Genomic DNA, 23706 nt, shown 5'->3' with positions numbered 1-23706 from the left:
GTAAACCCGACATTCCACGCACCACCGAAACCACACGCCCAAACCCGGGAAGGCCTTAAAACCCGACCCCACACGCCAAGCCGAGCGGGACTCCACAACCCAGCCACACGCCCAAGCCGGGAAGGCTCCACGAACGGTCAGTCGAGCAGTTCGTCGACTCGGCGGGCGTAGGCGGTCACCGGGTAGACGGGTTCGAAGCCGCAGGTTTCCGCGAAGCGTTCTGCTGGGCCTCCCTCGTCGTCGTAGGCGGCGATGAGGCGGGCGCCCTTGGCGTAGAGCTCGTCCACCACGTCCGCCACCAGGGAAGAACCTGCTCCGCGGCGTCTGCGGCCGGGGCGGACCACGGCGTGTTCGACGAGGCCGACGCCGTGTTCGACGAAGCCCTGGGCGAATCCGGCCAGGCGGTCGGCTTCGGGGTCGTCGAGGACTCGCAGCACGCAGCGCGGGTCGTCGCCGCGGTGCGCCAGGGTGCGCACCAGGCGTCGTTCGCCCGAGTCGGACAGGCCCGCGTCGTCGCCGATGAGTTCGGCGATGCCGCGCAGGTCGTCGTCGGTGGCGGGGCGCACGGGGCTGGTGGGGGTTTTGCGGCTGCGGTGCAGCAGCGCCATGTTCTCCTCCACCGCGCGCCAGCCGGAGTCGTCGGCGATGCCTTCGATCTCCCCGACCGTGGTGGGCGAGGCGTACACGACGGCCTCGGAGCGGCCGGCGTCGGCGAAGGACTGCTCCAGGGTGAGCAGCGTCGTGGCGACCTCCGCCAGCGTTCCCCACAGGCCGCAGGCGTGGTTCGCGGTGGGCAGCGGGTTGTCCTGGTTGAGCACCACGGTGGCCGCGCCCACCTTGCCGATGCGGCCGTACCGGACGGCACCGGAGGCGAGGCGGGCGTTCTCGACCAGCCCGGCCAGTTCCCGCGCTTGGCGCGGGTCGAGCAGGGCGTCGTCGTCAGGATCGTGCAGCGGGTCCACACGTCCATTGTGGAGGTCTCCGCCCGAGTTTCGTATCCGCCTGCGACATTAAGGTGATCCGAGTTCGCAACTCTCGAAATCGCGCCGGAAGACCGTAATGTCGCTAGAGCACCTGCGTGCGAATCCGGGAGTCGCCGTGACAGGGACATACGATCACCACCGCGAGCGGCTGCGGCGCCAGGCCGACGAGCAGCTCCGCGCACGCCCCCCGTTGCCGACCTGGCAGAAGCGGGTCGTGGAGCGGTTCGCGGTGGAGCGCGGCACCGGCTGGTACACGCTGCTCAACCAGTTCGCCCCGCACACCCCGGACAACCGCCCGGACGTGGTCCTCATCGGTCCCGGCGGGGTGCTGGTGGTGCTGCTGCGCGAGCACGAACCGCATCCGGAGGCGACGCGCGCGGCGTTCGTGTGGACCGCGGAGCTGCTGGCGGGCCTGGCCACGCCGCACGGGCTGCTCACCGAGGCCGCGCTGCGCACCGTCGTGGTGTTCCCGGAAGGCGGGCGCGGCACCGCAGGCGACGGCGAGCACCTGGTGGTGACCGAGTCCGAGCTGGACCGGGTGCTGGTGCGGGACGAGCCGCTGCTGGACGCGGCGGACGCCCTGGCCGCGGCCCGGCACCTGGACAACCGCACGTTCGACCTGACCCCCATCGCGTGGAACCCGCACCGGATTCCGCAGCCGCGAGCGGCGGGCGAGGTGGGTTCCTCGGAACGCTCCTCCGGGCTGTTCGAGGTCCGGCGGCTGACGGAGGAGCGGGCCGAGTCACCGCCGCAGGATTCCGCGTTGGACTGGCGGCTGTTCCTGGACGACGCGCAGCTCGGCGCGGTGCGCAGGCAGTACGGCGGGCCGGCGCGGATCTCGGGCCCGGCGGGCACCGGGAAGTCGACGCTGGCACTGCACCGGTTGGCGTACTTGGCGCGGCGCAGCCCCGGCAAGCTGCTGTTCACCACGCACCTGGACGTGTTGCCGGAGCTCGCCCGCGAGCAGTTCCGCGCGTTGGCGCCGCAGGTGGCGCACCGCGTGGAGTTCCGGAACCTGCACGCGTGGGCCGCGGACCTGCTCGCCGAACGCGGCCGGGACGCGGAAGTGGACGAACCGCGGGTGGAGGCGGCGTTCGCCGCGGTGTGGGAGCGCTCGGGGCGCCCCGGGCCGCTGGCGAGCGCGCGACCCTCGCGGCACTACTGGAAGGACGAGATCGACCGGGTGATCAAGGGCCGCGGCCTGGGCACCTTGGAGTCGTACAAGTCCGCTCCGCGGCGGGGTCGCGGCGGCCAGCTCAGCCCCGCTTTCCGGGCCCACGTCTGGGAGTTCTACTGCGAGTACGAGCGGGAGCTGTGCGAACGCGGCATCTACGACCGCAACGACGTGCTGATCCGCGCGTGGGACGAGCTCGGCCGCAAACCCCTGGGTCGCGGCTATTCGGTGGTGGCGGTCGACGAGGTGCAGGACCTGACGCTGGTCGGCCTGCGGCTGGTGCACGCCGTCAGCGGCGAGGGCCCGAACCGGTTGCTGCTGGTCGGGGACGGGCAGCAGCAGGTGTTCGCCGGTGGCTGGCGGCTGTCGGAGGCGGGGGTGTCGCTGCGCGGCCGCAGCGAGGTGCTGCGCCGCAACTACCGCAACCGGGCCGCGATCGTCGAGGCCGCCGGTGAGCTCGACGCGGTGAACCGGTTCGACGACATCGACGGCGGCCCGCCGTTGACGCTGCGCTCGGCGTTGCCGGTGCTCAGCGGCGGCAAGGTGGTGCGGTGGAACGGCTCCGCGCAGCAGGAGGCGCTGCTGGCGGCGCTGCGCGAACTCGGCGACGACACCGGAGCGGCCGTGCTCACCCGCACCCGCTCGGCCGCCGAGGAGTGGCTGGAAGTGCTGCGCCGCAACGATTTCCGGGCAGGTCGGCTCACCCACCGGTCGTCGGCGGCGGTGCGGGTGGGGACGTTGCAGGAGGCGAAGGGCTTCGAGTTCCGCGCCGTGTTCCTGCCCGACGAGCACCGGCCCATCGGCTTCCACCGCGACGAACTCGAAGCGCTGCAACGACAACTGCTGGTCGCCACGACGCGCGCCCGCGACTACCTGTGGATCGGCGCCCTGGAGGAGGCCGACGAGTGACCGGCTAGTTCGGCAGCAGGTCGCGCAGCTGGCCGCGGGTGCTGACGCCGAGCTTCGGGAACGACCGGTACAGGTGCGAACCCACGGTGCGCGGGGACAGGAACAGCCGATCGCCGATCTCCCGGTTGGTGAGGCCGCGCGCGGCCAGCCGGATGATCTCCTGCTGCTGCGGGCTGAGCTCGTCGAGCACGTCGGCGGCGGCCGGGCCGGGGTCCGCGCCGCCGGAGGCCCGCAGCTCCGCCTCGGCCCTGGCGGCCCACGGGCGGGCGCCGAGCCTGCGGAACGTCTCCAGCGCTTCCGCCAGCGGAGCGCGGGACTCGGTGATGCGGCGGGCGCGGCGAAGCCATTCGGCCTGGTGCAGCAGGGTCCGCGCGCGTTCGAACGGCCACTGCCCGGTGCGGGGGTCGGCGAGCGCGGCGGCGAACAGCGGCTCCGGATCGTCGGCGAGCATCGCGCGTGCGTGGTCGAGCAGCGCCCGCATCCGCGCCGAGGCACCGCCGCCCAGCAGTTCCGCGGCGGCCCGCACGACGCGTTCGGCGTCGTGCGGCGTCCCGAGGCGTGCCGCGGCTGCGGCCAGTTCGGGCAGCGCCACCGCCGACTGGTGGTAGTGCTCGAACTCCCCGTCGGCGGTGAACATCCGGCGGAACTGCGCGTAGGCGGCGGCGTGGTCGCCGTCGGCCGCGGCGATCATGCCCAGCACGTACCTGGCCCGCACCGCGACCATCCGGCTCCCCGCGGGGTCCACCATGGACAGTGCATCGGTGGCCAGCTCGCCGGCTCGCACCGAGTCGCCGCGCAAGGCCAGCACGGCACCGTCCATCGTCTTCGACCCGGCGATGACGTGCGGGAGTTCGGCGCGGGCGCCGTTGCTCACCGCGTCGGCCGCGATGGTCCTGACCCGCGCCCAGCCGCCGGTGTCGAACAGCGTCCACCCGTGCGCGCAGCCGAGCCCTTCCGGCAGCGGGCCCCGGAGCCGCCACTGGTCGAAGGCCTGCTCGAACAGCCGCTCCGCCAGCGGTGCCTCGTCGAGCAGCCACGCGATGGTCGCCACCGCGATGGCCTGCCCCGGACCGGACTCGGCGGCGCCGAGCTCGGGCAGCAGCGGCAGCACTTCCGCCCTGCTGCCCACCGGATCCGCCACGGTCAGCACCCACGCCCTGGTCACCGGGTCCTGCGGGCCGGGGATCTGCCGCAGCGCGGCGAGCACCTGCTCGCGGCGGCCGGGTTCCGCCGAGTAGTAGGCGACGACGGCCGCGCCCGCCAACGCCGTGAGCGCGGTGTCCGGGGCCTGCCGCGCCAGCGCGGTCGCGGTGCGGGACAGCTGCGCGAAGGCCGCCGCGTGCCGGGTGGTGACGCTGAGCGCCTGCCCGGCCCGCAGCGCGGCGACGGCCAGCAGTTCCGGCTCGTCGGTGAGGTCCGCGATCCGCGCCGCCAAGTCCTCCAGCCACCCGGCCTGGGCGGTGAACAGCGCCGCGTCCGTCGCCAGCACGAGCCGCCGGGCGCGTTGCCCGCGGTCCGGGCTCAGCTCGGCGGCGCGTTCCAGCGCCGTCGCCGCGGCCGCGTAGCCGCCCCGGCGGCGGGCGCGCCCGGCGGTGTCCTCCAGCAGCGCGGCGACGTCCTCATCGGGCCCGCTCGCGGCGGCGGCCAGGTGCCAGGCGCGCCGGTCCGGTTCGTCCGCGGTCGCCGCCGCCAGCACGAGGTGCGCCCGGCGCCGCCGCGCGACCGGCGCCGAGTGGTACAGCGCGGACCTGACCAGCGGATGCCGGAACCGGTAGCGGGAGCCCGTCCAGCGCACCAGCCCGGCTCGTTCCGCCGGTTCCCAACCGGATTCCGGCACCCGCACCGGGTCCGCGGTGTCGGCGGCGGCCAGCACCAGCAGCAGTTCCCCGCTCTCCTGCGGCAGTTCCTGCGCCCGCGCGGCGAAGATCTTCTCCAATCGTTCGGTGGTGACCAGCGGCCCCGGACCGGTCTCCTGCGGCACGGCGGCGAACTCGGCCAGCGCCAGCGGATTGCCCCCGGCTTCCGCCAGCACCCGCAGCCGGTGCGCGCCGGTCGGCGGCCGCGGCAGCCCGTCGAGGACGCGGTTCGCGTCGAGGTCCCCGAGCGGTTCCAGGGACAGCACCGGGAGGCCGTCGAAGCCGGGCAGCGGCTGGTCCTCGCGGGCGCCGACGAGCAGGCTCAGCGGCTCCGCGTCGAGCCTGCGGGCCAGGAACGCGAGCACCTCCAGGCTGGCGCGGTCCAGCCAGTGCGCGTCGTCGACGACGAGCAGCCCACCGGTGTCGGACAGCAGCTCCAGCACTTCCAGGGCCAGGCGCATCACGTCGGGTTCGGCCGAGCGCTCCCCCGCGCCGAACGCCGCGAGCAGCCGCGACGACTCCGGCGCCCGGTGCAGGACCGGCGCGAGCAGCTGGTGGAGTCCGGCGAACGCGAGGTTCGCCTCGCTCTCGCTGCCGGTGGCCCGCAGCGCGCGCGGTTCGGCCGCCGCGTCGAGCAGCGTCGTCTTGCCCATGCCCGGGTCGCCGGTGACGATCAGCACCTGCCCGGTCTTCCGGGCTGCCCGCCGCACCCTCGCGAGCTCCGCGTCCCGGCCGATGATCTGCTGCACAACCGCCTCCCGCCCACCGACTGTAGCCCTGCTCGCGCAGGTGCGGTCACGTGACGGATACCCCGCGACCTGGTGCGCGGCGCACAGTTCTCGGCATGCAGAGCATCACGCTGGGAGACGTCGAAGTCACGCGAGTGCTGGAGTTCCACGGGCGCGCGATGGGCATGGACGAGTTCTTCCCCGAGATCCCTGCCGACGTGTTCGAGGCCGAGCGGTCCTGGCTGGCGCCGGACTTCTGGTCGCCCGACGACAACGGGTTCACCGCGGCCGTGCAGACCTGGGTGCTGCGCAGCGCGGGCCGCACGATCCTCGTCGACACCGGCGTCGGCAACCACAAGGAGCGGCCGTACTCGCCGCACTGGCGGCACCTCGACACCGGCTACCTCGACGGCCTCGCCGCCGCGGGCGTCGACCCGGACGAGGTCGACATCGTGATCAACACGCACCTGCACGTGGACCACGTCGGGTGGAACACGCGGCTCGTCGGCCGGGACTGGGTGCCGACCTTCCCCCGCGCCACCTACCTGCTGCCGCGGCTCGACTTCGACTACTGGAACCCGCTGGGCGAGCACCGGCCGAAGAGCGCGCGCAGCCACCAGAACGTGTTCGAGGACAGCGTCGCGCCCGTGCACGAGGCCGGTCTCACCGAGCTGTGGGAGGGCGAGCGGGTCATCGACGAGAACCTGCGGCTGCTGCCCGCTCCGGGGCACACGCCCGGTTCGTCGGTGCTGCACCTGAGTTCCGGTTCGGACCGCGCGGTGTTCATCGGGGACCTGCTGCACACCCCGGTTCAGCTGCGGGACCCGGTGCACAACTGCGGTTTCGACGAGGACCCGGCCGCCGCCCGCGCCTCCCGGCGGCGCCTGCTGGAGTTCGCGGCGGACGGCACCGCGCTGGTCGTGCCCGCGCACTTCGGCGGGCACGGCGCCGCGGAGGTCCGCCGCGCCGGGGACCGCTTCGAGATCGTCGACTGGGCCGCGTTCGACCGGCCGGAGCGGAGCGACCGATGACCTCGGTGACGACCGCGGCGGGCCGGGTCCGGGGGAGGCGGCACGGGGACGGCCTGGTGTTCTCCGGGATTCCGTACGCCGCCGCACCCGTCGGCCCCGCCCGCTTCGCCGCTCCCCGGCCCGCTCCGCGCTGGGACGGGGAGCGGGACGCGGCGCGGCCGGGCCCCACCGCGCCGCAGTCGGAGCGGGCGTTCGGCGCGCTGGACATGGCGCCGTTCTTCGGCCCCGGCTGGGTCCGCGGCGAGGACTACCTGACGGTGACGGTGTCGACGCCGGACACCGCCACCCGCGGACTGCCGGTGATGGTGTTCGTGCACGGCGGCGGCTTCACCTCCGGTTCGGCGCAGGCCGCGCTCTACGACGGCGCCGGGTTCTCCCGCGACGGCGTGGTCCTGGTGACGCTGAACTACCGGCTCGGCGCCCCCGGATGGCTCGCGCTGCCGGGTGCTCCGGACAACCGGGGACTGCTCGACGTGCTGGCCGCGCTGCGCTGGGTGCAGGAGGAGATCGAGGCGTTCGGCGGCGATCCGGGCAACGTCACGCTGTTCGGGCAGTCCGCCGGGGCCACCATCGTCGGCGCGGCCCTGGCCGAGCACGCGGGCGGCGGCCTGTTCCGCCGGGTGATCGTCCAGAGCGGCAACGGGCTCGGCGCGTTCGTGCCCGCGCAGGCGGAACTCGTCGCGAACCGGCTCGGCGCGGTCCTGGACAGGCCGATCGCGGAGCTCGCCGAGGTACCCGACGAGCGGCTGCTCGCGGCGACCGCGCGGCTGCGCGGGCTGGACCTCGCGATCGACGGGCGGCCCGATCCGCTGCTGCGGCTCAGCCCGTTCGGCCTGGTGCTGCCACGGCAGCCCGGGACGTCGGTCGCCGCCGGGGCGGGCGCCGGCATCGACCTGCTCGTCGGGAACAACGCCGAAGAAGGCAACCTCTACCTGGCCCCGAGCGGCGACCTGGCGAAGTCCACCATGGACGACGTGCGGTCCGTTGCGGCGCAAGCCCATCCGGCCCCGGACCGGCTCGTCGCGGCGTACCGGGCGCAACGGCCGTCCGCCGCCGCGGGTGAGCTGCGGTCGGCGGTGCTCGGCGACGCCCTGTTCGGCGCCGGCACCCGCGCGCTCGCCGACGCGCACTCCGCGCACGCGGCGGCGACCTACCGCTACGAGTTCGCCTGGCGCTCCTCGGCGCTCGGCGGATCGCTGGGCGCCGCGCACGGCGTGGAGCTGCCGTTCGTCTTCGACATCGCCGACGACCCGGGCCTGCACGGCCCGAACACCCTGCTCGGCGCGGGCCCCCCGTCCGAGCTGGGCGCCGAGGTCCACGCCGCCTGGGTCCGCTTCGCCACCTCCGGCGACCCCGGCTGGGAGCGCCACACCACGCCCCGGCGGCCCGTGCGGCGGTTCGGACGGCCACCCGAGGTGGTCGCGGACCCGAACCCGCTGGAACGCGCGGCCTGGTGAAGCGCCCCGGCGCTACCAGGTGACCGGCATCGAGTACACGCCGTAGATGACGGCGTCGTCCTTGAACGGCAGCTCGTCGCGCGGCACCGCCAGCGCGAGCGACGGGACCCGGGCGAACAGCGAGTCGAACACGATCTGCAGCTCCATCCGCGCCAGGTTCTGCCCGAGGCACTGGTGCGGCCCGTAGCCGAACGCCACGTGCTGGCGGGCTCCGCGATCGATGTCGAACTCGGCCGGTTCCGGGAACGTGGCCGGGTCGTGGTTGGCGGTGTGGCCGAGCGCGATGACGGCCTCGCCCTCGCGGATGCGCGTGCCGCCGACCTCGACGTCGGCGGTCGCCACCCGCGAGGTCACCGTCTCCACGATCGTCAGGTAGCGCAGCAGTTCCTCGACCATGCCGAGCGTGCGCCGCGGGTCCTGCCTGATGGCCGCGATGTCGTCGGGGTTCTCCAGCAGCGTGAGGGTGCCCAGCGAGATCATGTTCGCGGTCGTCTCGTGCCCGGCGACGAGCAGCAGCGTGGCCATCGCGACCAGGGCCTCGTCGTCCTCGACGCCCTCCTCGCGCTGCTTGGCGAGCTGGCGGCTCAGCAGGTCTTCGCCCGGAGCGGACTTCTTCGCGGTGATCAGGTCGCGGAGGAACGACCGCACCTCCGCCGCGGCCCGCACGCGCTCCTCGGCCCCGGTGCTGCGCCGCAGCATCGCCGAGGAGCGCTCCTGGAAGAAGTCGTGGTCGGCGTACGGGACGCCGAGCAGCTCGCAGATCACCAGCGAGGGCACCGGCAGCGCCAGCTCTGCGACCAGGTCGGCGGGCTTCGGCCCGGCGAGCATCGAGTCGAGGCAGTCGTCGACGATCCGCTGGATCCGGGGCCGCAGTTCCCGCATCCGCCGCACGGTGAACTCGCCCAGCACGGAACGCCGCACCGGCCCGTGCTCCGGCTCGTCCATGGACAGCATGTTCGGCCGGAACGCGCTGATCGATTCCTGCTGACCGGCGGCGAGGAACGGGAACGCCGGGTTGCGCCGGTCGGCGCTGAACCTCGGGTCGGACAGCGCGAAGCGGACGTCCTCGTGCCGGGTGAGCACCCACGCCGTCGAGCCCGTCGGCGTTCTGACCTGGGACACCGGCGCCGAGTCGCGCAGCTGCGCGTACTCCTCGGGTGGTGCGTACGGGCATCGCCGCGCGACGGGGAACTCCCGCACTGCGTCGTCGGTGACGTCGGGCATGGTGCGACCTCCCAATATGGAAGAAAACCTTCCGCTTACACTCGAAAGTACTGAAGCGGAAGCACTCCGTCCACCTGCGAACGGGTGGATGCGAGAATCCACCGGTGAACTCGGACATTTCGGCACCGGAAGGCGAACTCCCGCTGCGCGCCGACGCACGCCGCAACCGCGACCAGATCATCAACGCGGCCAAGGCGATCTTCGCCGCCGAAGGTCCCGACGCCCCGATGGAGGAGATCGCGCGCCGGGCCGGAGTCGGAGTCGGCACCCTCTACCGGCGCTTCCCCGACCGCGAGGCGCTGATCCGCGCCGTCGCCAGGGACAACTTCACCAACGCGCTCACGCACGCGCAGGCGGCGGCCACCGAGGAAACGACCGGCTGGAACGCACTGGTGCGGCTGCTCAAGAGCTCCGACGAGCTGCAGCTCAGCGTCCGCCTCGGCATGACCTCACCGCGCGCCTGGGACGTCGTCAAAGGCGACCAGGTCACCCAGGGACTCCGGGACTCCCTGCTGGAAATCCTGGAAGGCGTGGTCGGCACCGCGCAAGCCGAGGGCTCGCTGCGCACGGACGTGGGCGCCGGCGACATCGCGGCGATGTACTCGATGCTGCTGCGCCGCCCGACGGACCCTGCCCAGCAGCGCATCGCGGAACGGGCGCTGCACATCATGCTCGACGGCCTGCGCCCGCACCGGCACGCGACCGAACTTCCCGGCCGCCCCTTGCAGGTGTCGGAGGTCCACCCGCTGTCCACCGCGCCCGCCCACCCGGCACCGGGAACGTAGGAACGCGACCGCCCCGCCGCCCGGCGACGGCGGGGACCGAAACGGCCGCGTGCCGTCCCTCCGAGCGGGAAGGGACGGCACGCGGCCGGCATGCGGAAGGCCGGGGCGCACGGACGGCGCCCGGCCCCTCGCTCAGTCGAGGTCCAACCGCTCGGACAGCTGGGGCAGCAGCGGCTGCCGCTCGTCGACGGGGATCTCCGGGTCGACCGGAGCCTGCTCCGCGTTCCCGCAGTTCGGCGTGGTCGGCTCACCGGTGAGGCGGTCGTCGAGCCACGCGAACGCGCGCGGGAAAGAGGCGATCGCACCACCGATGTGGGTCGGCCCGAGGTTCGGCGCGAACTGCACGTCCGCCCCTTGGGCGCACCACTCGCCGGCGAGGGTCTCGGACTGCTCGAAGGGGATCACGTCGTCCAGCCGGCTCTGCCCGATCAGCACGGGGAAGGCGGGCTTGCCGTTGCCGATCCGCTGCTCGCCGACCGCGGTCGCGAACGGCTCCTCCGCCAGGTAGTCGGTCAGCGGCCTGCCGTCCTCGGTGAAGTCCTTCGTCTGCGCGAACGCGAACTGCGCGATCCCGTCGATGGTGCACGAGTTCTCGACGTCGTCGCGGAACTGCTCGCCCTTCTCGTTGAGGTAGGGCTCGAGGTCGATGTCGTAACCGGCGGCGACCCCCGCCACGGCGTAGCCGAGGAACGCGGCGTAGAAGCCGCCGTCGAGGTTCGCGCCGACCCCGCCGAGCTCGGCGGGCACGGCACCGGCCGCGGCCCCCCGGATGTCGAGCTCCGGTGCGTAGGACGAGGCCAGCTCGGCCGCCCCGGCCACACCGCCACCGCCTTGGGAGTAGCCGTAGAGCACCACCGGCCCGTCGTCGGGCACGTCCGCCCCGGGCAGCCGCTGCGCGGCGCGCACCGCGTCGAGCACCGCGTTGCCGCTGACCTCGCGGTTGATGTAGGTGTGCACGCCCGGCGTCCCGAGGCCCTGGTAGTCGGTCATGGCGACCGCATAGCCCTTGCTGAGCATGGCCTTCACGAAGACGCCTTCGTACTCGGTGCCGTTGGCGAGCTGCCGGGACGGCGCGCAGTGGTCGGCGATGCCCTGGGTTCCCGGCGCGTAGCCGACGACGGGACGTTCGCCCTCCCCCGTCCACTCGCCGTTCGGCGTGATGACCGTGCCGGTCACCGCGATCGGCGCGCCGCCGCGATCGCTGGAGCGGTACATCACCCGCTGCACGTCCGCATCGACCTTGATCGCCTTCAGCGGGTCCAGGAAGTACTCGGACGGTTCGGAGCGCACCAGGTCACCGTTGCTCCCCGGTAACTCGGCGGGCGGCTCGTAGAACGGCGGACGCTCCTCAGCGTCGGCGGCGGACGCGGTCGCAACGGCGAACGACACCCCGACCACGGTGGTCACCACGGTCGCAGCCGCGCGCTGGAACGGACGGAGGTTCACGGGCAACTCCTCGTTGAGTGCAAACCGAAACCTACTACCCAGTAGGCAACGCCCTCAGCGTGACGCCCGACACGACCGGCCGACAATCACCGACGACCCCGAAACCTGCTTTCGCAACCTTTTCGTAAACAATCAAGCACTCGCAGCGACGCTTCGCCACGCACCGTGAAACCGCGCACGCCCGAGCGCTACTGCTGACGATGTAACGCGTGCTACTTTCGGCGCTGTGACAGACGAAGAAGTGTCGTGGCTGATCTTGGTCATCAAGCTGCCCGCGGATCCGTCCCGGCACCGGGTGGCGGTGTGGCGGGAGCTGCGCAAGATCGGCGCGCTGTCGCTGGGGCAGGGCGTGTGGGCCGTGCCGGAGGTGCCCGCCTTCACCGAGGGCGTGCAGCGCGCCCGCGCACTCACCGACGGCGCCGGCGGGCAGGGCGTGACGTTGCAGGCGTCCGGCCGCACCGACGCGGACGCCGCCCGCTTCCGGGAGATGTTCACCGCCGCCCGGTCGGCGGATTGGGCGGAATTCCTCGCGGACTGCGGCAAGTTCGAGGACGAGCTCGCCAAGGAGATCCGCACGGCCAAGTTCACGTTGGCCGAGCTGGAGGAAGAGGAGCAGAGCCTGGAACGGCTGCGCCGCTGGCACCGGGACCTGACCGTCCGGGACGTCTTCGGGGCGCCGGAAGCGGCCGAGGCCGCTGAACGCCTCAAGCACTGCACCGCGGCCTGCGAGGACTACGCGGAACGCGTCTTCAACGCGCTGCACCTGACCGACGAAGGCGCATCGTGATCCGACAGCCCCTGTCCCCGGCGGCCACCAAGCGCGCGATGTGGCCGCTGTACGCGGCCGGTTTCACCACCGCGTTCGGCGCTCACGGCATCGCGGCCAACCTCGGCGGGTTCTCCGAGGACGCCGTCACCTCCTTGCTCGTCCTGGGTGGACTGCTCGCCCTCTACGACGGCGCCGAGGTCGTGCTCAAACCGATCTTCGGCTCGCTGGCCGACCGGATCGGCGGCAAACCCGTCCTGCTCGGCGGCCTGATCACCTTCGCCGCGGCTTCCGCGCTGTACGTGATCGCGGCCGGTCCCGAATGGTTGTGGGCCGCCCGGTTCGGCCAAGGCGCCGCCGCCTCCGCGTTCTCCCCCGCCGCTTCCGCCATGGTCGCCCGCATCAACCCGGCCGCTGGGCGGGGCCGCGCCTTCGGCAGCTACGGCTTCTTCAAGTCCATCGGCTACACCCTCGGCCCGCTGCTCGGTGGCGTTCTCGTCTGGGGCGGCGGCATGCGGCTGCTGTTCGCGGCGATGGCCCTGTGCGCGGCGGTGGTCGCGGTGTGGGCCGCGGTGGCGGTGCCCGCGGTGCCTCCGCTGCCCCGCGAGCGGCAGACGCTCGCCGACCTCGCCCGACGGGTGGCCGACCGTTCCTTCCTGGGGCCCACCGCGTCCCTCGCCGCCGCGACCGCGGCGCTGTCGGTCGGTGTCGGATTCCTGCCCGTCACCGGCGCGGCAGCGGGACTCGGCACCATCGCGACGGGCACCGCCGTCTCCGTGCTCGCCGCGACGGCCGCCGTCGTCCAGCCCCGGGTCGGCCGGGCGCTGGACGAAGGGCGCCTGACCACCCGCACCGGGTTGATCACCGGACTGCTCATCACGGCGGTCGGCCTCGCCGCCGCGATGCTGCACGGCCTGGCAGGCGTGCTGGTCGCCGCCGCGCTCATCGGCGCGGGCACGGGTCTGATCACGCCGCTCGGCTTCGCAGCCCTGGCCGCCGCCACTCCCGAGGAACGGATGGGCCAGACCATGGGTTCCGCCGAACTAGGACGAGAACTGGGCGACGCAGGCGGCCCACTCCTGGTAGCAGGAGTCGCCACCCTCGCCACCCTCCCCCACGGCTACGCAACCCTAGCCGCCCTACTAGCAACAAGCGCCCTACTAGCCCTACTGACCCCCCACCACAACCCCCCACCCCAGACCTGACCACACAAACAAAAACAAAGCCCCACCCCCAAACCAAAGGCAAGTCCGAGGCGAAAGCCAAGTCCGAGGCGAAGCCCGAGGCCGAGCGAACGCGAAGGCGAGGCCGAGGCCACATCACCCCACCTCAAGCTGGTTCCCACCCAGCCCAACCCACACACAACGCAAGGAGCACCTCCCCACCCAGCCACCGCACCGTGGGGGCCTACGGGGGCTCGGCCCCCGTACGAACAAAAAGGAGCCGGGAAGACGCCAAAGGCGTCAACCAGGCTCCAAGTGGAGGTGCCGGGAATCGAACCCGGGTCCTCCGTCGCTTCACCAAGACTTCTCCGTGCGCAGTCCGCTATGCCTCTGCTTGGCTCCCTCGGTCTCGCGAACTAGCCGAGGTGACGAGCCCAGCCGCTGTTCGATGTCCCACCAGGTCCCGCGGCCGGACCTGGCGGTAAGAGCCTCCTAGTCGATGCCGGATTCCGGGACGGAGGCGTTCCCGGTCCGACAGAGTCGCTCCTCGCTCAGGCGGCGAGGGCGAACTCGCGCTGACTCTTGTCGGCGCTTATTAAATTGCGGCGACGCTCTCGGTGGTCTCCCGCCTGCACCGGCACGCTTCCCTTGGATCTACGTCCGGAGTCGAAACCGTTCACCCCCTCGTAGCGGCCGTACCTTCCCGGCCGCGCGTTCCGTACAGCATAACGTCACCGCCCCGGCGGATCATTCCAATATCGGGTAATTGTTTTTCCGCAGGTCACAGACCCAGAAGTCGGCTCGGCGCGTCGTGCAGCACGCTGCGCAGGAACTCCGCCCCCAACCGCTCGTCGGCGGCGGCCCAGCCGGCGATGGCGGCGAGCTGGTCGGCGTAGGGGTACGGGATGTTCGGGTAGTCGGTGCCCAGCACGATCCGGTCCCGCACCGGCACGAGCCGCGCTGGCCAGTCGGCGGGCAGCGGGGCGAACCGCTCGCTGAACGCCACTCCGACCATCGTCGTGTCCAGGTGCACGCGCGGGAAGCTCTCCACGAGCCGCAGCGCTGCCTCGTAGTCCGGCATCCCGGCGTGGGCCAGCACGACGGTCAGCGACGGGTGCCGTCGCAGCACTTCGCCGAACACGTCGAGCCCGGTGTGCTCGCCCCGGATCGGGCCGTGCCCGCAGTGGATCACGACGGGCACCGCGGCTTCCGCGAGCACGCCCCACACCTCGTCGAGCAGGTCGTCGCGCGGGTCGAAACCACCGACCTGCACGTGGACCTTCACGCACCGCGCCCCCGCGTCGAGGGCGTCGCGCATCGACCCCGCCATGCCCGGCTCCGGGTACAGCGTCGCCGTCGGCACGGCGCCCGGTGTGCGGTGCCCGAAGTCCAGCGCCCACGAGTTGAGCCACTCCGCCATGCCGGGCTTGTGCGGGTAGACCAGCGGGGCGAACGTCGTCACCCCGAGCTCGTCGAGCAGCCGCAGCCGGGTGGGTTCGTCGTGGCGGTACTGCACCGGCCAGTCCATGCCGTAGTGCGTGCGCGCCTGGTCGAAGTACGCCCACACCTTGTGCAGCATCCGCTCCGGCAGGAAGTGGGTGTGCAGGTCGACGAGGCCGGGGATGCCGAGCTCGTCGAGCCAGCCGCGCACGTCCACGTCGGTGGCCGGTCCGGCGAGCGGGCTCACACCCGTCCTTTGCGGATCCTGCCGATGTGGCGCTGCATCTCGCGGTCGGCGTCCCGCTTGGCCATGTCGTGGCGCTTGTCGTGCGCCTTCTTGCCGCGCGCCAGGGCCAGTTCGACCTTGGCCTTGCCGTCGGAGAAGTACATCGACAGCGGGACCAGGCTCAGCCCGTTCTCCTTGATCTTGCCGACGAGGCGGAGGATCTCACCCCGGTGCAGCAGCAGCTTCCGGGAGCGCCGCGGTTCGTGGTTGGTCCACGTGCCCTCGGTGTACTCCGGGATGTGCGCGTTGCGCAGCCACACCTCGCCGTGGTCGACCGTGCCGAACGCGTCCACCAGCGACGCCTTGCCCTGTCGCAGGCTCTTCACCTCGGTGCCGGTCAGCACGATCCCGGCCTCGTAGGTGTCCAGCACCGACCAGTCGTGCCGCGCCTTGCGGTTCTGCGCGATCGGCTTGCGCCCGCGTTCCTTCACCATGCCTGCACTTTAAGACCCGCGGTCAACCGAGTTCTCACACCACCCTGCCCCGGCACGACGAAGCGGCTGCGTCCGCGTGCGGAACACGCGAGCGCAGCCGCTCGATCGAGAAGGCGGTCCGGTCTAGAGCCGCACGTACAGCCGCAGCGTCACGTAACCGGTCGTCGCGGAGATCGCCGCCGCCACCAGCAGCATGATCGGGGACACCGCGGCGATGTCGCCGTAGCCGATCTCGGGGATGATGCCGGTGCCGAACACCGGCGACATGACCCTGTCGATGAACGCCGCCTTCGAGATCAGCAGTCCGACGACGGCCAGCAGCGCACCGATCAGACCGGACACCATCGCTTCCAGGAGGAACGGCAGCTGGGTGTACCAGCGCGTCGCCCCCACCAGCCGCATGATGCCGGTCTCCGTTCGCCGCGTGAACGCGGAGAGCTGAATGGTGTTGGAGATCAGCAGCAGCGCACCGACCGCCTGCACCAGCGCGATCGAGAAGGTCGCGTTGCGCACGCCGTTGAGCACGCTGAACAGCCGGTCCAGGTAGTCGGCCTGGTCGACGACGCTGTCCACGCCGGGCTGGCCTTCGAACTTCTGCTGGATCGCGCCGAAGCGCTCCTGGTCGGTGAGCTTCACCCGCAGCGAGGCGGGCATCGCTTCGACGCGGGCGACGTCGCGCAGCTCGGGCATGGTCTCGAAGACCTTGTTGAAGTTCTGGAACGCGGCTTCCCGGTTCTCGTACTTCACCGAGTCCACGCCGGACGAGCGGGTCAGTTCGGACTTGAGGTTCGCGCAGGGCTGCTGGGTGCAGTCCGGGTCGTTGGCGCTGACGTCATCGGTCATGAACACCACGACCTCGACGCGGTCCTGGTAGACCTCCTGCATCCGGTCGATCAACCGGACCACCAGGAGACCGCCACCGAGCAGGCCGACCGAGATGGCCGTGGTGAGGATCATGGCGATGGTCATCGTCACGTTGCGCCGAAGGCCGTTGACGACCTCGCTGAATACGAAGCTCGCGCGCATCTTGGTGTGTGCTTCCTGGCTGGGTTCGGGGGTGCGGGGCTGCTCAGCGACCGACGCCGTAGACGCCGCGGGCGTCGTCGCGGATCACTTTGCCGAGGCTCAGTTCCACGACTCGACGCCGCATCGAGTCCACGATCGAGTGGTCGTGCGTCGCCATGATCACCGTGGTGCCGGTGCGGTTGATCCGCTCCAGCAGCAACATGATGTCCTGGCTGGTGTCGGGGTCGAGGTTGCCCGTGGGCTCGTCGCACAGCAGCACCAGCGGCCGGTTCACGAACGCCCGCGCGATCGCCACGCGCTGCTGCTCGCCACCGGAGAGCTCGTTCGGCATCCGGTCGGCCTTGCCTTCCAAGCCGACGAGCTGCAAGACCTCGGGCACCACCTTGCGGATGGTGTGCCGGGGCTTGCCGATGACCTCCAGCGCGAACGCGACGTTCTCGGCGACGGTCTTGTTGGTGAGCAGCCGGAAGTCCTGGAACACGCAGCCGATTCGCTGTCGTAGCCGCGGCACTCGGCGCCGCGGGAGTTTCGCGACGTTCCAGTCGGCCACGAACACCCGGCCGCGGGTCGGCACGTCCTCGCGGAGCAGTAGCCGCAGGAACGTGGACTTCCCCGAGCCGGAAGGGCCGATGAGGAACACGAATTCGCCTTTGCCGACACCCACGGAGACGTCGTCGAGCGCGGGGCGGGTCGAGGTTTTGTATCCCTTGGACACGTGCTCAAGCCGGATCACGGGGCGTGAGTTTACCTGCGACCTTTCGGGGGACGACGGCTCACCCGGACCAGCGCCGATCGAGCTCGTGATCGGCCGTCTCTTCGCAGGTCAACCCATGATCGACGAATGCGCGCGGAAATCCCGGGGCCCGGGCGGGCTTCACCCGAGCGGGCGGTCCCGCGCGGTCTCGCGGACGCGCGTGGTCCCGATGCGCTAGGGACCGCGCGCGACGGCTCTTGATCCTTCCGGGCGAGATCAGCCGTCCTGCTGGCGGCGCCAGCGGATGCCCGCTTCCAGGAACCCGTCGATCTGCCCGTCGAGCACCGCGTCCGGGTTGCCGACCTCGAACTCGGTCCGCAGGTCCTTGACCATCTGGTACGGGTGCAGCACGTAGGAGCGCATCTGGTTGCCCCAGCTGGAGCCGCTGTCCTTGAGCGCGTTGAGCTCGGCGCGCTCCTCTTCCTTCTTGCGGGCCAGCAGCTTCGACTGGAGCACGCGCAGCGCGGCGGCCTTGTTCTGCAGCTGCGACTTCTCGTTCTGGCAGGAGACCACGATCCCGGTGGGAGCGTGGGTGATGCGGACCGCGGAGTCGGTGGTGTTCACGCTCTGCCCGCCGGGACCGGAGGAGCGGAACACGTCGACGCGGATGTCCTTCTCCGGGATCTCCACGTGGTCGGTCTCCTCCACGACCGGCAGCACCTCGACACCGGCGAACGACGTCTGGCGCCGGCCCTGGTTGTCGAACGGCGAGATCCGCACCAGCCGGTGCGTGCCCTGCTCGACCGACAGCGTGCCGTAGGCGTAGGGCGCGTTGATGCGGAAGGTCGCCTGCTTGACGCCGGCCTCTTCCGCGTAGGAGGTGTCGTAGACCTCGACCGGGTATTCGTGGCGCTCGGCCCAGCGCACGTACATCCGCATGAGCATCTCGGCGAAGTCGGCGGCGTCGATCCCGCCCGCTTCGGCCCGGACGGTGACGACGGCTTCCCGCTCGTCGTAGTCGCCGGACAGCAGCGTGCGGACCTCGAGGGCGTCGAGCTCCTTCTTCAGCCGCTTGCGCTCGCCGTCGGCCTCGTCCAGCCCGGCCTGATCGCCTTCGTCCTCGCTGAGCTCGTAGAGGACTTCGAGGTCCTCCACGCGCTGGCGCAGGTCGGTGATCTTGCGCAGCTCGGCCTGGCGGTGCACCAGCTGGCTGCTGATCTTCTGCGCGTACTCGACGTCGTCCCAGAGGTTCGGCTTCGCCGCCTCGGCTTCCAGTTCGGCGATCTTCGCCCGCAACTCGTCGAGGCCCATGACGCTCTCAATGCCTTCGAGCGTGGTGGACAGGTCCTTGATATCTGCGGCGACGTCGGGATTCACAATGTTCGAGGGTACTTCACCGGCGGGCGGCCGCCCACGAGGACGGCCCCGGCCGCTGCTGGTGCCGACCGTTCCCGGCGATGATGCCGCCGCGAGCGGAGCCGGCGGATCATTCCGGTCGGCTCATTCCGGAATGCTGTCCAGGAGTTTGACGATGGCCCGGTTGTGGGCGACGGTGAAATCGGCCGCGGCCTTCTCGTACGGGTCCGCGGAGGCCTTCGCCGCGTTCTTCGCCTCGTCCAATCGCGCGGTGTACTGCACCCTGGCCGATTCGACGAGCGCGGCGCGCTGCTTCGGCGTCAGCGAACCGGCGTGCACGAGGCGCAGGATCAGCGGGCTGCGCACGTTGTCGGGGCCGGGTTCGGTGTTCAGCCAGGACTTGAAGGCCCGCTTGCCGGCCGCGGTGATCGCGTACTGCTGGCTGGACCGCGGCCCCTGCTTGCCGAGGCGCAGCAATCCGGACTCGGTGAGCGCGGGGAGCTCGCGGTACACCTGGCTGCGGGTCACGCTGAAGAATCCACCGAATCGTTCGGTGGCGGCAGCGACGAGCTGCCCCCCGGTCTTCGGGCCGTCGTGCAGCAGCCCTAGCAGGGCGGCGGATGTCGAGTTCAGCTCAGTCACGAATCCACCGTGCCACGGCCCTCGCAGGCTGTCCACAATGGTCGGCCACTCTGTCCACTGTGGTTGCAATGGGCTGGTCCGAGTGGACCATCCCCTGCTGGCGCTGCGTGAGCGGATGCCGCCGACTCAGCGTGCTTTGGCGCACATCGTTGTGCCATCGAGGGGAACGGCAGGCGTCGCGGCTCGGCCGCCCGCCCGCACGCGGTGTCCCGAGCAGCACGGATCGCTACCTGATCGTGCGGTCTACCTGCACGAAACGGTGCGCTCGCGCGTCGGAGCAGCCGATTACCGGGAGTGACTCGCATGCTGTGAGCGGCGATCGGCGCTTCTGGCGGTCGCTTTCGGACGGAGGTCGTGATGCGTCGCAATGAGCCACTAGGCCGAGTTTTCAGTTGTGCGAGCAAGAAAATCCGCATCCCCGGTCACGCTTGCGCGGTGTGCGGCCGAACCATGCGACCGGTCCCCGGGGTTCCTCCCGCGGAACGCCTCTGCTCCCCCGCCTGCGCCAAGATCTGGGCCCGCCCCAAACCCTGACGACACGCAGAAGTCCGCAGCGGAAACCAATCCAGAGCAGCCAAGCGCAACGAGCGAAACGCGAGCAACCCAGACCGCCCACGAGAAACCCGGACCACACCCGTCCCAACGGAACCACCGCACCGTGGGGGCCTACGGGGGCTCGGCCCCCGTAAAAACGACGACAAACGGAAAGAGGCCCCCTCTCGCCAGAGAGGGGGCCTCGAACACGCTCACAGTAGCGGGGACAGGATTTGAACCTGCGACCTCTGGGTTATGAGCCCAGCGAGCTACCGAACTGCTCCACCCCGCGCCGCTGCGCAGCTGATCACTGCGCTGTATTTCGTTGTGAAAGGAACTCTACACGCCCCCGAATCCACTCCAACACCACCCCCCGAAAACCCCACCACCAGCACGAACCCCCACCCGGCACGCAAAGCACGAAGCGCGAAGCGCGAGCCCCACCACCCGAGCGCGAAGCGCGAGCAACCCAGACCGCACAAAAGAAACCCCGACCACACCCGTCCCAACGGAACCACCGCACCGTGGGGGCCTACGGGGGCTCGGCCCCCGTAAAAACGACAAGAAACGGAAAGAGGCCCCCTCTCGCCAGAGAGGGGGCCTCGAACACGCTCACAGTAGCGGGGACAGGATTTGAACCTGCGACCTCTGGGTTATGAGCCCAGCGAGCTACCGAACTGCTCCACCCCGCGCCGCTGCGCAGCTCATCGCTGCGCTGTATTTCGTTGTGTGCAGAAGCCTACTCGACGCCGAACCTGAGGTGACACCGGGGGGCCCTTAAGGCGACGCCGTCCGCGCCGCACTCCGGTGTTCCGCGGGTCGGCCCTGGTCAGAGCCGGGCCGACCCGCGGAACGAGGAGATCAACCGCCGTTGCCCTGGAGCTGCTCGAAGCGGCCGACGGCCTGCTCCAGCTGCTGGAGCGCGCTGCCCAGGTCACCGAGGTTGCCGGACTGCTGCGAGGTCCGCACCCGCTCCAGAGCGCCTTGGATGTCGTTGACGGCGCTGCTGAGTTCGGGCGTGGGCTGCTGCCCGGGCTGTTGCGGCCTGGGGGGCCGCTGCCCCGGAGGCTGCTCGCCGCCTCCGTCACCGGTGGCGTCCCCGGCTCCGGCGCCGAAGACCTGTTCCAGCGCCTTGGGCAGGGTTTCGGCGAAGCCGACGTTGCCGCCGAAGGACACCAGGACCCTGGCGAGCTGCGGGTAGGAGTCCTGCTCGTTGCGCTGGATGTAGATCGGTTCCACGTAGAGCAGGCCGCCCTTGACGGGCAGCGTCAGCAGGTTCCCGAAGATCGCCTTGACGTTGGGGTTGTTGAACAACGTCCGGTTCTCGGTGACCTCCGGGGTGGACTCCATCTGGTTCTGCACCTGGTTGGGCCCGGCCGTCTGGGTGTCGGTCGGCAACCGCAGGACGTTGAGCTTGCCGTAGTTCTCCGGGTCGGAGGACGCGGAGACCCAGGCGGCCATGTTCTGCCGCCGCAGCGCGGTGAGGGCGCTGGTGAGCTGGAACGTCGGCTGGTCCTGGCCTTCGACCTGGGCGACGACGTAGTACGGCGGTTGCTGGTTGCCGTCTTCGGCCGCGCCGCCCTGTCCGCCGCTGGTGGGGTCCGGCGGGACTTCCCAGAAGGTCTGGGTGGAGTAGAAGTCACCGGGGTTGTCGACGTGGTACTTGGTGAGCAGCGAGCGCTGCACCTTGAACATGTCCTCCGGGTAGCGGAAGTGCTCGCGCAGCTGCGGGCTGATCTCCGAGGAGGGCTTGACGACGCCGGGGAACACGCCTTCCCAGGCCTTGAGCACCGGGTCGGGCTTGGTGTCGTCGGTTTCGTACAGGTCGACGGTGCCGTCGTAGGCGTCGACGGTGGCCTTCACCGAGTTCCGGATGTAGTTGATCTGCTGGTTCGGCTGGCGCTGCACGCCGCGCAACGTGTCGTTGGTGGCTTCGCCGAACTCGGTGATCTCGGAGTACGGGTAGTTGTTCAGCGTGGTGTAGCCGTCGATGATCCACTTGATGTGCCCGTCGACCACGGCGGGGTACGGGTCGCCGTCGACCTTGAGCCAGGGTGCGACCTTCTGCACCCGGTCCCGCGGGTTCCGCTCGTAGATGATCTTCGAGTTCTCCCCGATGGCCTGGTTGAACAGGATGTTGCGCTCGGCGTGGTGCGCCGCGAACACGAGCCGGTTGAACCAGTTCCCGAGCGGCACGCCGCCCTTGCCGTCGTAGGTGTAGGCGCTGCGGTCGGTGTCGTACTCGCGGGGCGCCTCGCCGGGATTGCCGCCGACGATGGCGTAGGTCGAGGCGAGTTCGCCGAAGTAGCTGCGCGGCTGGTCCACCGGGATCTTGCCGCGGCCGTCGTTGGCGACGTCGCTGACGGAGAACACCGGGTAGCCGCCCTGGGTGCGGCCGTCCTCGAGGGTGGAGTCGACGCGGTCGGCGGGCGCGCTCACGAACCCGTTGCCGTGCGTGTAGACCATGTGCTGGTTGATCCACGACTGCTGGTTCTCGGCCAGCCCCGCCGTGTTGATCTCGCGGAGCGCGACCAGGTAGTCCTGCAGCTTCCCGTTCTCGTCCCGGTAGCGGTCGACGTCGAGCTTGTCCGGGAAGCCGTAGAAGTTGTACTGCTGGGTGAGCTGGGTGAACGTGTCGGACAGGACGCTGGGGTCCAGCAACCGGATGTTCGGGATGGTCCCGGTGTCGTCGGCGACCTGCTGCGGACGCAGGTTCGTCACGCCCGGGTAGTCGTGCACCTCGACCTTGTCCTCGCCGATGTCGAAGGCCTGGCGGGTGGCCGCGATGTTGCGGCGGATGGACTCCGCCTCGCGCTGGTTGGCGTTGGGCCGCACCGAGAACTGCTCCAGCAGCGCCGGGCCGACCGCGCCGACGAGCACGCTGGAGAGCACCAGCAGGACCGTGGCCAGCGCCGGGATCCGCAGGTCGCGCAGGAACACCGCGGCGAAGAACGCGAAGGCGCAGAACACCGCGATGCACAGCAGGATCAGCTTGGCCGGCATCACCGCGTTCAGGTCGGTGTAGGTGGCACCGGTGAACAGCGAGTTCCGCCGCGACAGCAGCAGGTCGTAGCGGTCGAAGAAGTAGTCGACCGCCTTCAGCAGCACGAACAGCCCGGCCAGGATCGCCAGCTGCACCCGGGTGGGGGCCGACAGCTGCCCGGCGCGTCCGGCGAGCCGCACGCCGCCGAAGATGTAGTGCGTGACCAAGGACCCCAGGAAGGCGATGGTCACCGCGACGAAGGCCCAGGACAGCAGCCAGCGGTAGAACGGCAGCTGGAACGTGTAGAAGCTGACGTCGTGGCCGAACTCGGGATCGGTCTGCCCGAACGGCACGCTGTTGAGGAACAGCTGGAACGTCTGCCAATCGGCCTGCGCCGCGAGTCCGCCGAGCACCGCGACGGCGCCGGAGACGCCGACGGCGAGCAGCACCGGCCGCGCGCTGATCACCGTCCGGTAGCGGGCCAGCGGATCGTCGGGGCCGGTGATCGGCACGAACACCGGCCGGCTCCGGTAGGCGATCCACAGGTTCAGCAGCAGCACGGCGCCGAGGAAGACCGCGGCGGCGGCGCCGAGTCCGATCCGGGTCAGCAGTTGGGTGGTGAACACCCCCCGATAGCCCACTTCGCCGAACCACAGCCAGTCGACGTAGGCGCCGACGAGGCTGGACCAGACGATCAAGGCGGCGAGCACGACCACGCCGATGATCAGCAGGATCCGGCTCCGCCGGGACAGTTTCGGCATTCCAACCGGGGGCCGCATGGCCACAGGG

At 71.0% G+C, this 23706-nt stretch carries 17 protein-coding genes, 2 tRNA genes and 1 other RNA gene; 6 read left to right on the top strand and 14 right to left on the bottom strand.

Going from position 1 to position 23706, the window contains the following annotated elements:
- Positions 1–137 precede the first annotated feature (137 nt).
- Positions 138–962: a GNAT family N-acetyltransferase gene (locus BJ969_RS03160; RefSeq protein WP_184477134.1), complete on the bottom strand. Its 825-nt coding sequence runs from the start codon at positions 960–962 to the stop codon at positions 138–140.
- Positions 963–1098: 136 nt separating this feature from the next.
- Between BJ969_RS03160 and BJ969_RS03155 the strand changes: the two genes are divergently transcribed.
- Entirely contained in the window at positions 1099–3066 is a 1968-nt protein-coding gene (locus tag BJ969_RS03155; protein ID WP_184477132.1) for a UvrD-helicase domain-containing protein, read from the top strand.
- 4 nt (positions 3067–3070) lie between these two features.
- Here the strand turns inward: BJ969_RS03155 and BJ969_RS03150 are convergent, their stop codons facing one another.
- Positions 3071–5671, bottom strand: a complete 2601-nt coding sequence (locus BJ969_RS03150; RefSeq protein WP_184477130.1) for an AAA family ATPase — start codon at positions 5669–5671, stop codon at positions 3071–3073.
- Between the two features lie 95 nt (positions 5672–5766).
- On the opposite strand from BJ969_RS03150, the gene BJ969_RS03145 reads away from it, so the two are divergent.
- On the top strand, positions 5767–6681 hold the full coding sequence (locus BJ969_RS03145; RefSeq protein ID WP_184477128.1) for an MBL fold metallo-hydrolase: 915 nt from the start codon (positions 5767–5769) through the stop codon (positions 6679–6681).
- Complete coding sequence (locus tag BJ969_RS03140; protein ID WP_184477126.1) at positions 6678–8138, top strand: carboxylesterase/lipase family protein; 1461 nt, start codon at positions 6678–6680, stop codon at positions 8136–8138. The genes BJ969_RS03145 and BJ969_RS03140 overlap by 4 nt, the downstream gene beginning before the upstream one ends.
- Before the next feature lie 12 nt (positions 8139–8150).
- On the opposite strand, the gene BJ969_RS03135 is transcribed toward BJ969_RS03140, so the two are convergent.
- Positions 8151–9362: a cytochrome P450 gene (locus BJ969_RS03135; protein WP_184477124.1), complete on the bottom strand. Its 1212-nt coding sequence runs from the start codon at positions 9360–9362 to the stop codon at positions 8151–8153.
- Positions 9363–9466: 104 nt separating this feature from the next.
- Here BJ969_RS03135 and BJ969_RS03130 point away from each other — a divergent pair, with 104 nt between their 5' ends.
- Positions 9467–10147 (top strand): TetR/AcrR family transcriptional regulator, encoded by a 681-nt coding sequence (locus BJ969_RS03130; RefSeq protein WP_343071195.1) that lies wholly within the window; start codon positions 9467–9469, stop codon positions 10145–10147.
- Between the two features lie 132 nt (positions 10148–10279).
- On the opposite strand, the gene BJ969_RS03125 is transcribed toward BJ969_RS03130, so the two are convergent.
- A complete protein-coding gene (locus tag BJ969_RS03125) occupies positions 10280–11593 on the bottom strand; it encodes a lipase family protein (protein ID WP_184477122.1) in 1314 nt (437 codons plus the stop codon).
- A gap of 226 nt (positions 11594–11819) precedes the next feature.
- Here BJ969_RS03125 and BJ969_RS03120 point away from each other — a divergent pair, with 226 nt between their 5' ends.
- Complete coding sequence (locus BJ969_RS03120; protein ID WP_184477120.1) at positions 11820–12380, top strand: Chromate resistance protein ChrB; 561 nt, start codon at positions 11820–11822, stop codon at positions 12378–12380.
- Positions 12377–13564 (top strand): MFS transporter, encoded by a 1188-nt coding sequence (locus tag BJ969_RS03115; protein WP_343071194.1) that lies wholly within the window; start codon positions 12377–12379, stop codon positions 13562–13564. Before BJ969_RS03120 ends, BJ969_RS03115 begins: the two co-directional genes overlap by 4 nt.
- Before the next feature lie 271 nt (positions 13565–13835).
- Here the strand turns inward: BJ969_RS03115 and ssrA are convergent.
- The 10 genes from ssrA to BJ969_RS03065 form a co-directional block, all read right to left on the bottom strand.
- Positions 13836–14206: a transfer-messenger RNA gene (gene ssrA, locus BJ969_RS03110) on the bottom strand.
- A gap of 97 nt (positions 14207–14303) precedes the next feature.
- Entirely contained in the window at positions 14304–15209 is a 906-nt protein-coding gene (locus tag BJ969_RS03105) for an amidohydrolase family protein (RefSeq protein WP_184477118.1), read from the bottom strand.
- On the bottom strand, positions 15206–15682 hold the full coding sequence (smpB, locus tag BJ969_RS03100; protein WP_184477115.1) for an SsrA-binding protein SmpB: 477 nt from the start codon (positions 15680–15682) through the stop codon (positions 15206–15208). Before smpB ends, BJ969_RS03105 begins: the two co-directional genes overlap by 4 nt.
- 123 nt (positions 15683–15805) lie before the next feature.
- Positions 15806–16708 carry a permease-like cell division protein FtsX gene (gene ftsX, locus BJ969_RS03095; protein WP_184477112.1) on the bottom strand — a complete coding sequence of 301 codons (903 nt, stop codon included), beginning with the start codon at positions 16706–16708 and terminating at the stop codon, positions 15806–15808.
- Between the two features lie 43 nt (positions 16709–16751).
- Positions 16752–17441, bottom strand: a complete 690-nt coding sequence (gene ftsE / locus BJ969_RS03090) for a cell division ATP-binding protein FtsE (RefSeq protein ID WP_184477110.1) — start codon at positions 17439–17441, stop codon at positions 16752–16754.
- A 237-nt stretch (positions 17442–17678) separates the two neighbouring features.
- Positions 17679–18779: a peptide chain release factor 2 gene (prfB, locus tag BJ969_RS03085; RefSeq protein WP_184477108.1), complete on the bottom strand. Its 1101-nt coding sequence runs from the start codon at positions 18777–18779 to the stop codon at positions 17679–17681.
- A gap of 123 nt (positions 18780–18902) precedes the next feature.
- Positions 18903–19400 (bottom strand): helix-turn-helix transcriptional regulator, encoded by a 498-nt coding sequence (locus BJ969_RS03080; protein ID WP_184477106.1) that lies wholly within the window; start codon positions 19398–19400, stop codon positions 18903–18905.
- Positions 19401–20152: 752 nt separating this feature from the next.
- Positions 20153–20226: transfer RNA gene (locus tag BJ969_RS03075), tRNA-Met, on the bottom strand.
- Between the two features lie 326 nt (positions 20227–20552).
- A tRNA-Met gene (locus tag BJ969_RS03070) sits at positions 20553–20626 on the bottom strand.
- A gap of 169 nt (positions 20627–20795) precedes the next feature.
- The gene (locus BJ969_RS03065) at positions 20796–23696 is read right to left on the bottom strand and encodes a UPF0182 family protein (RefSeq protein ID WP_184477104.1); all 2901 of its coding nucleotides are present in this window, start codon (positions 23694–23696) and stop codon (positions 20796–20798) included.
- Positions 23697–23706 lie beyond the last annotated feature (10 nt).

The sequence above is a fragment of the Saccharopolyspora gloriosae genome, assembly GCF_014203325.1.
Taxonomy (GTDB): domain Bacteria; phylum Actinomycetota; class Actinomycetes; order Mycobacteriales; family Pseudonocardiaceae; genus Saccharopolyspora_C; species Saccharopolyspora_C gloriosae.
This window is presented reverse-complemented; position numbering and strand designations above follow the sequence as displayed.

Excerpts from the sequence above, each read along its gene's own strand:
- BJ969_RS03145 (WP_184477128.1), top strand. The coding sequence starts at position 5,767 with ATGCAGAGCATCACGCTGGGAGACGTCGAAGTCACGCGAGTGCTGGAG.
- ftsX (WP_184477112.1), bottom strand. The coding sequence starts at position 16,708 with ATGCGCGCGAGCTTCGTATTCAGCGAGGTCGTCAACGGCCTTCGGCGC.
- smpB (WP_184477115.1), bottom strand. The coding sequence starts at position 15,682 with ATGGTGAAGGAACGCGGGCGCAAGCCGATCGCGCAGAACCGCAAGGCG.
- BJ969_RS03135 (WP_184477124.1), bottom strand. The coding sequence starts at position 9,362 with ATGCCCGACGTCACCGACGACGCAGTGCGGGAGTTCCCCGTCGCGCGG.
- BJ969_RS03065 (WP_184477104.1), bottom strand. The coding sequence starts at position 23,696 with ATGCGGCCCCCGGTTGGAATGCCGAAACTGTCCCGGCGGAGCCGGATC.
- BJ969_RS03140 (WP_184477126.1), top strand. The coding sequence starts at position 6,678 with ATGACCTCGGTGACGACCGCGGCGGGCCGGGTCCGGGGGAGGCGGCAC.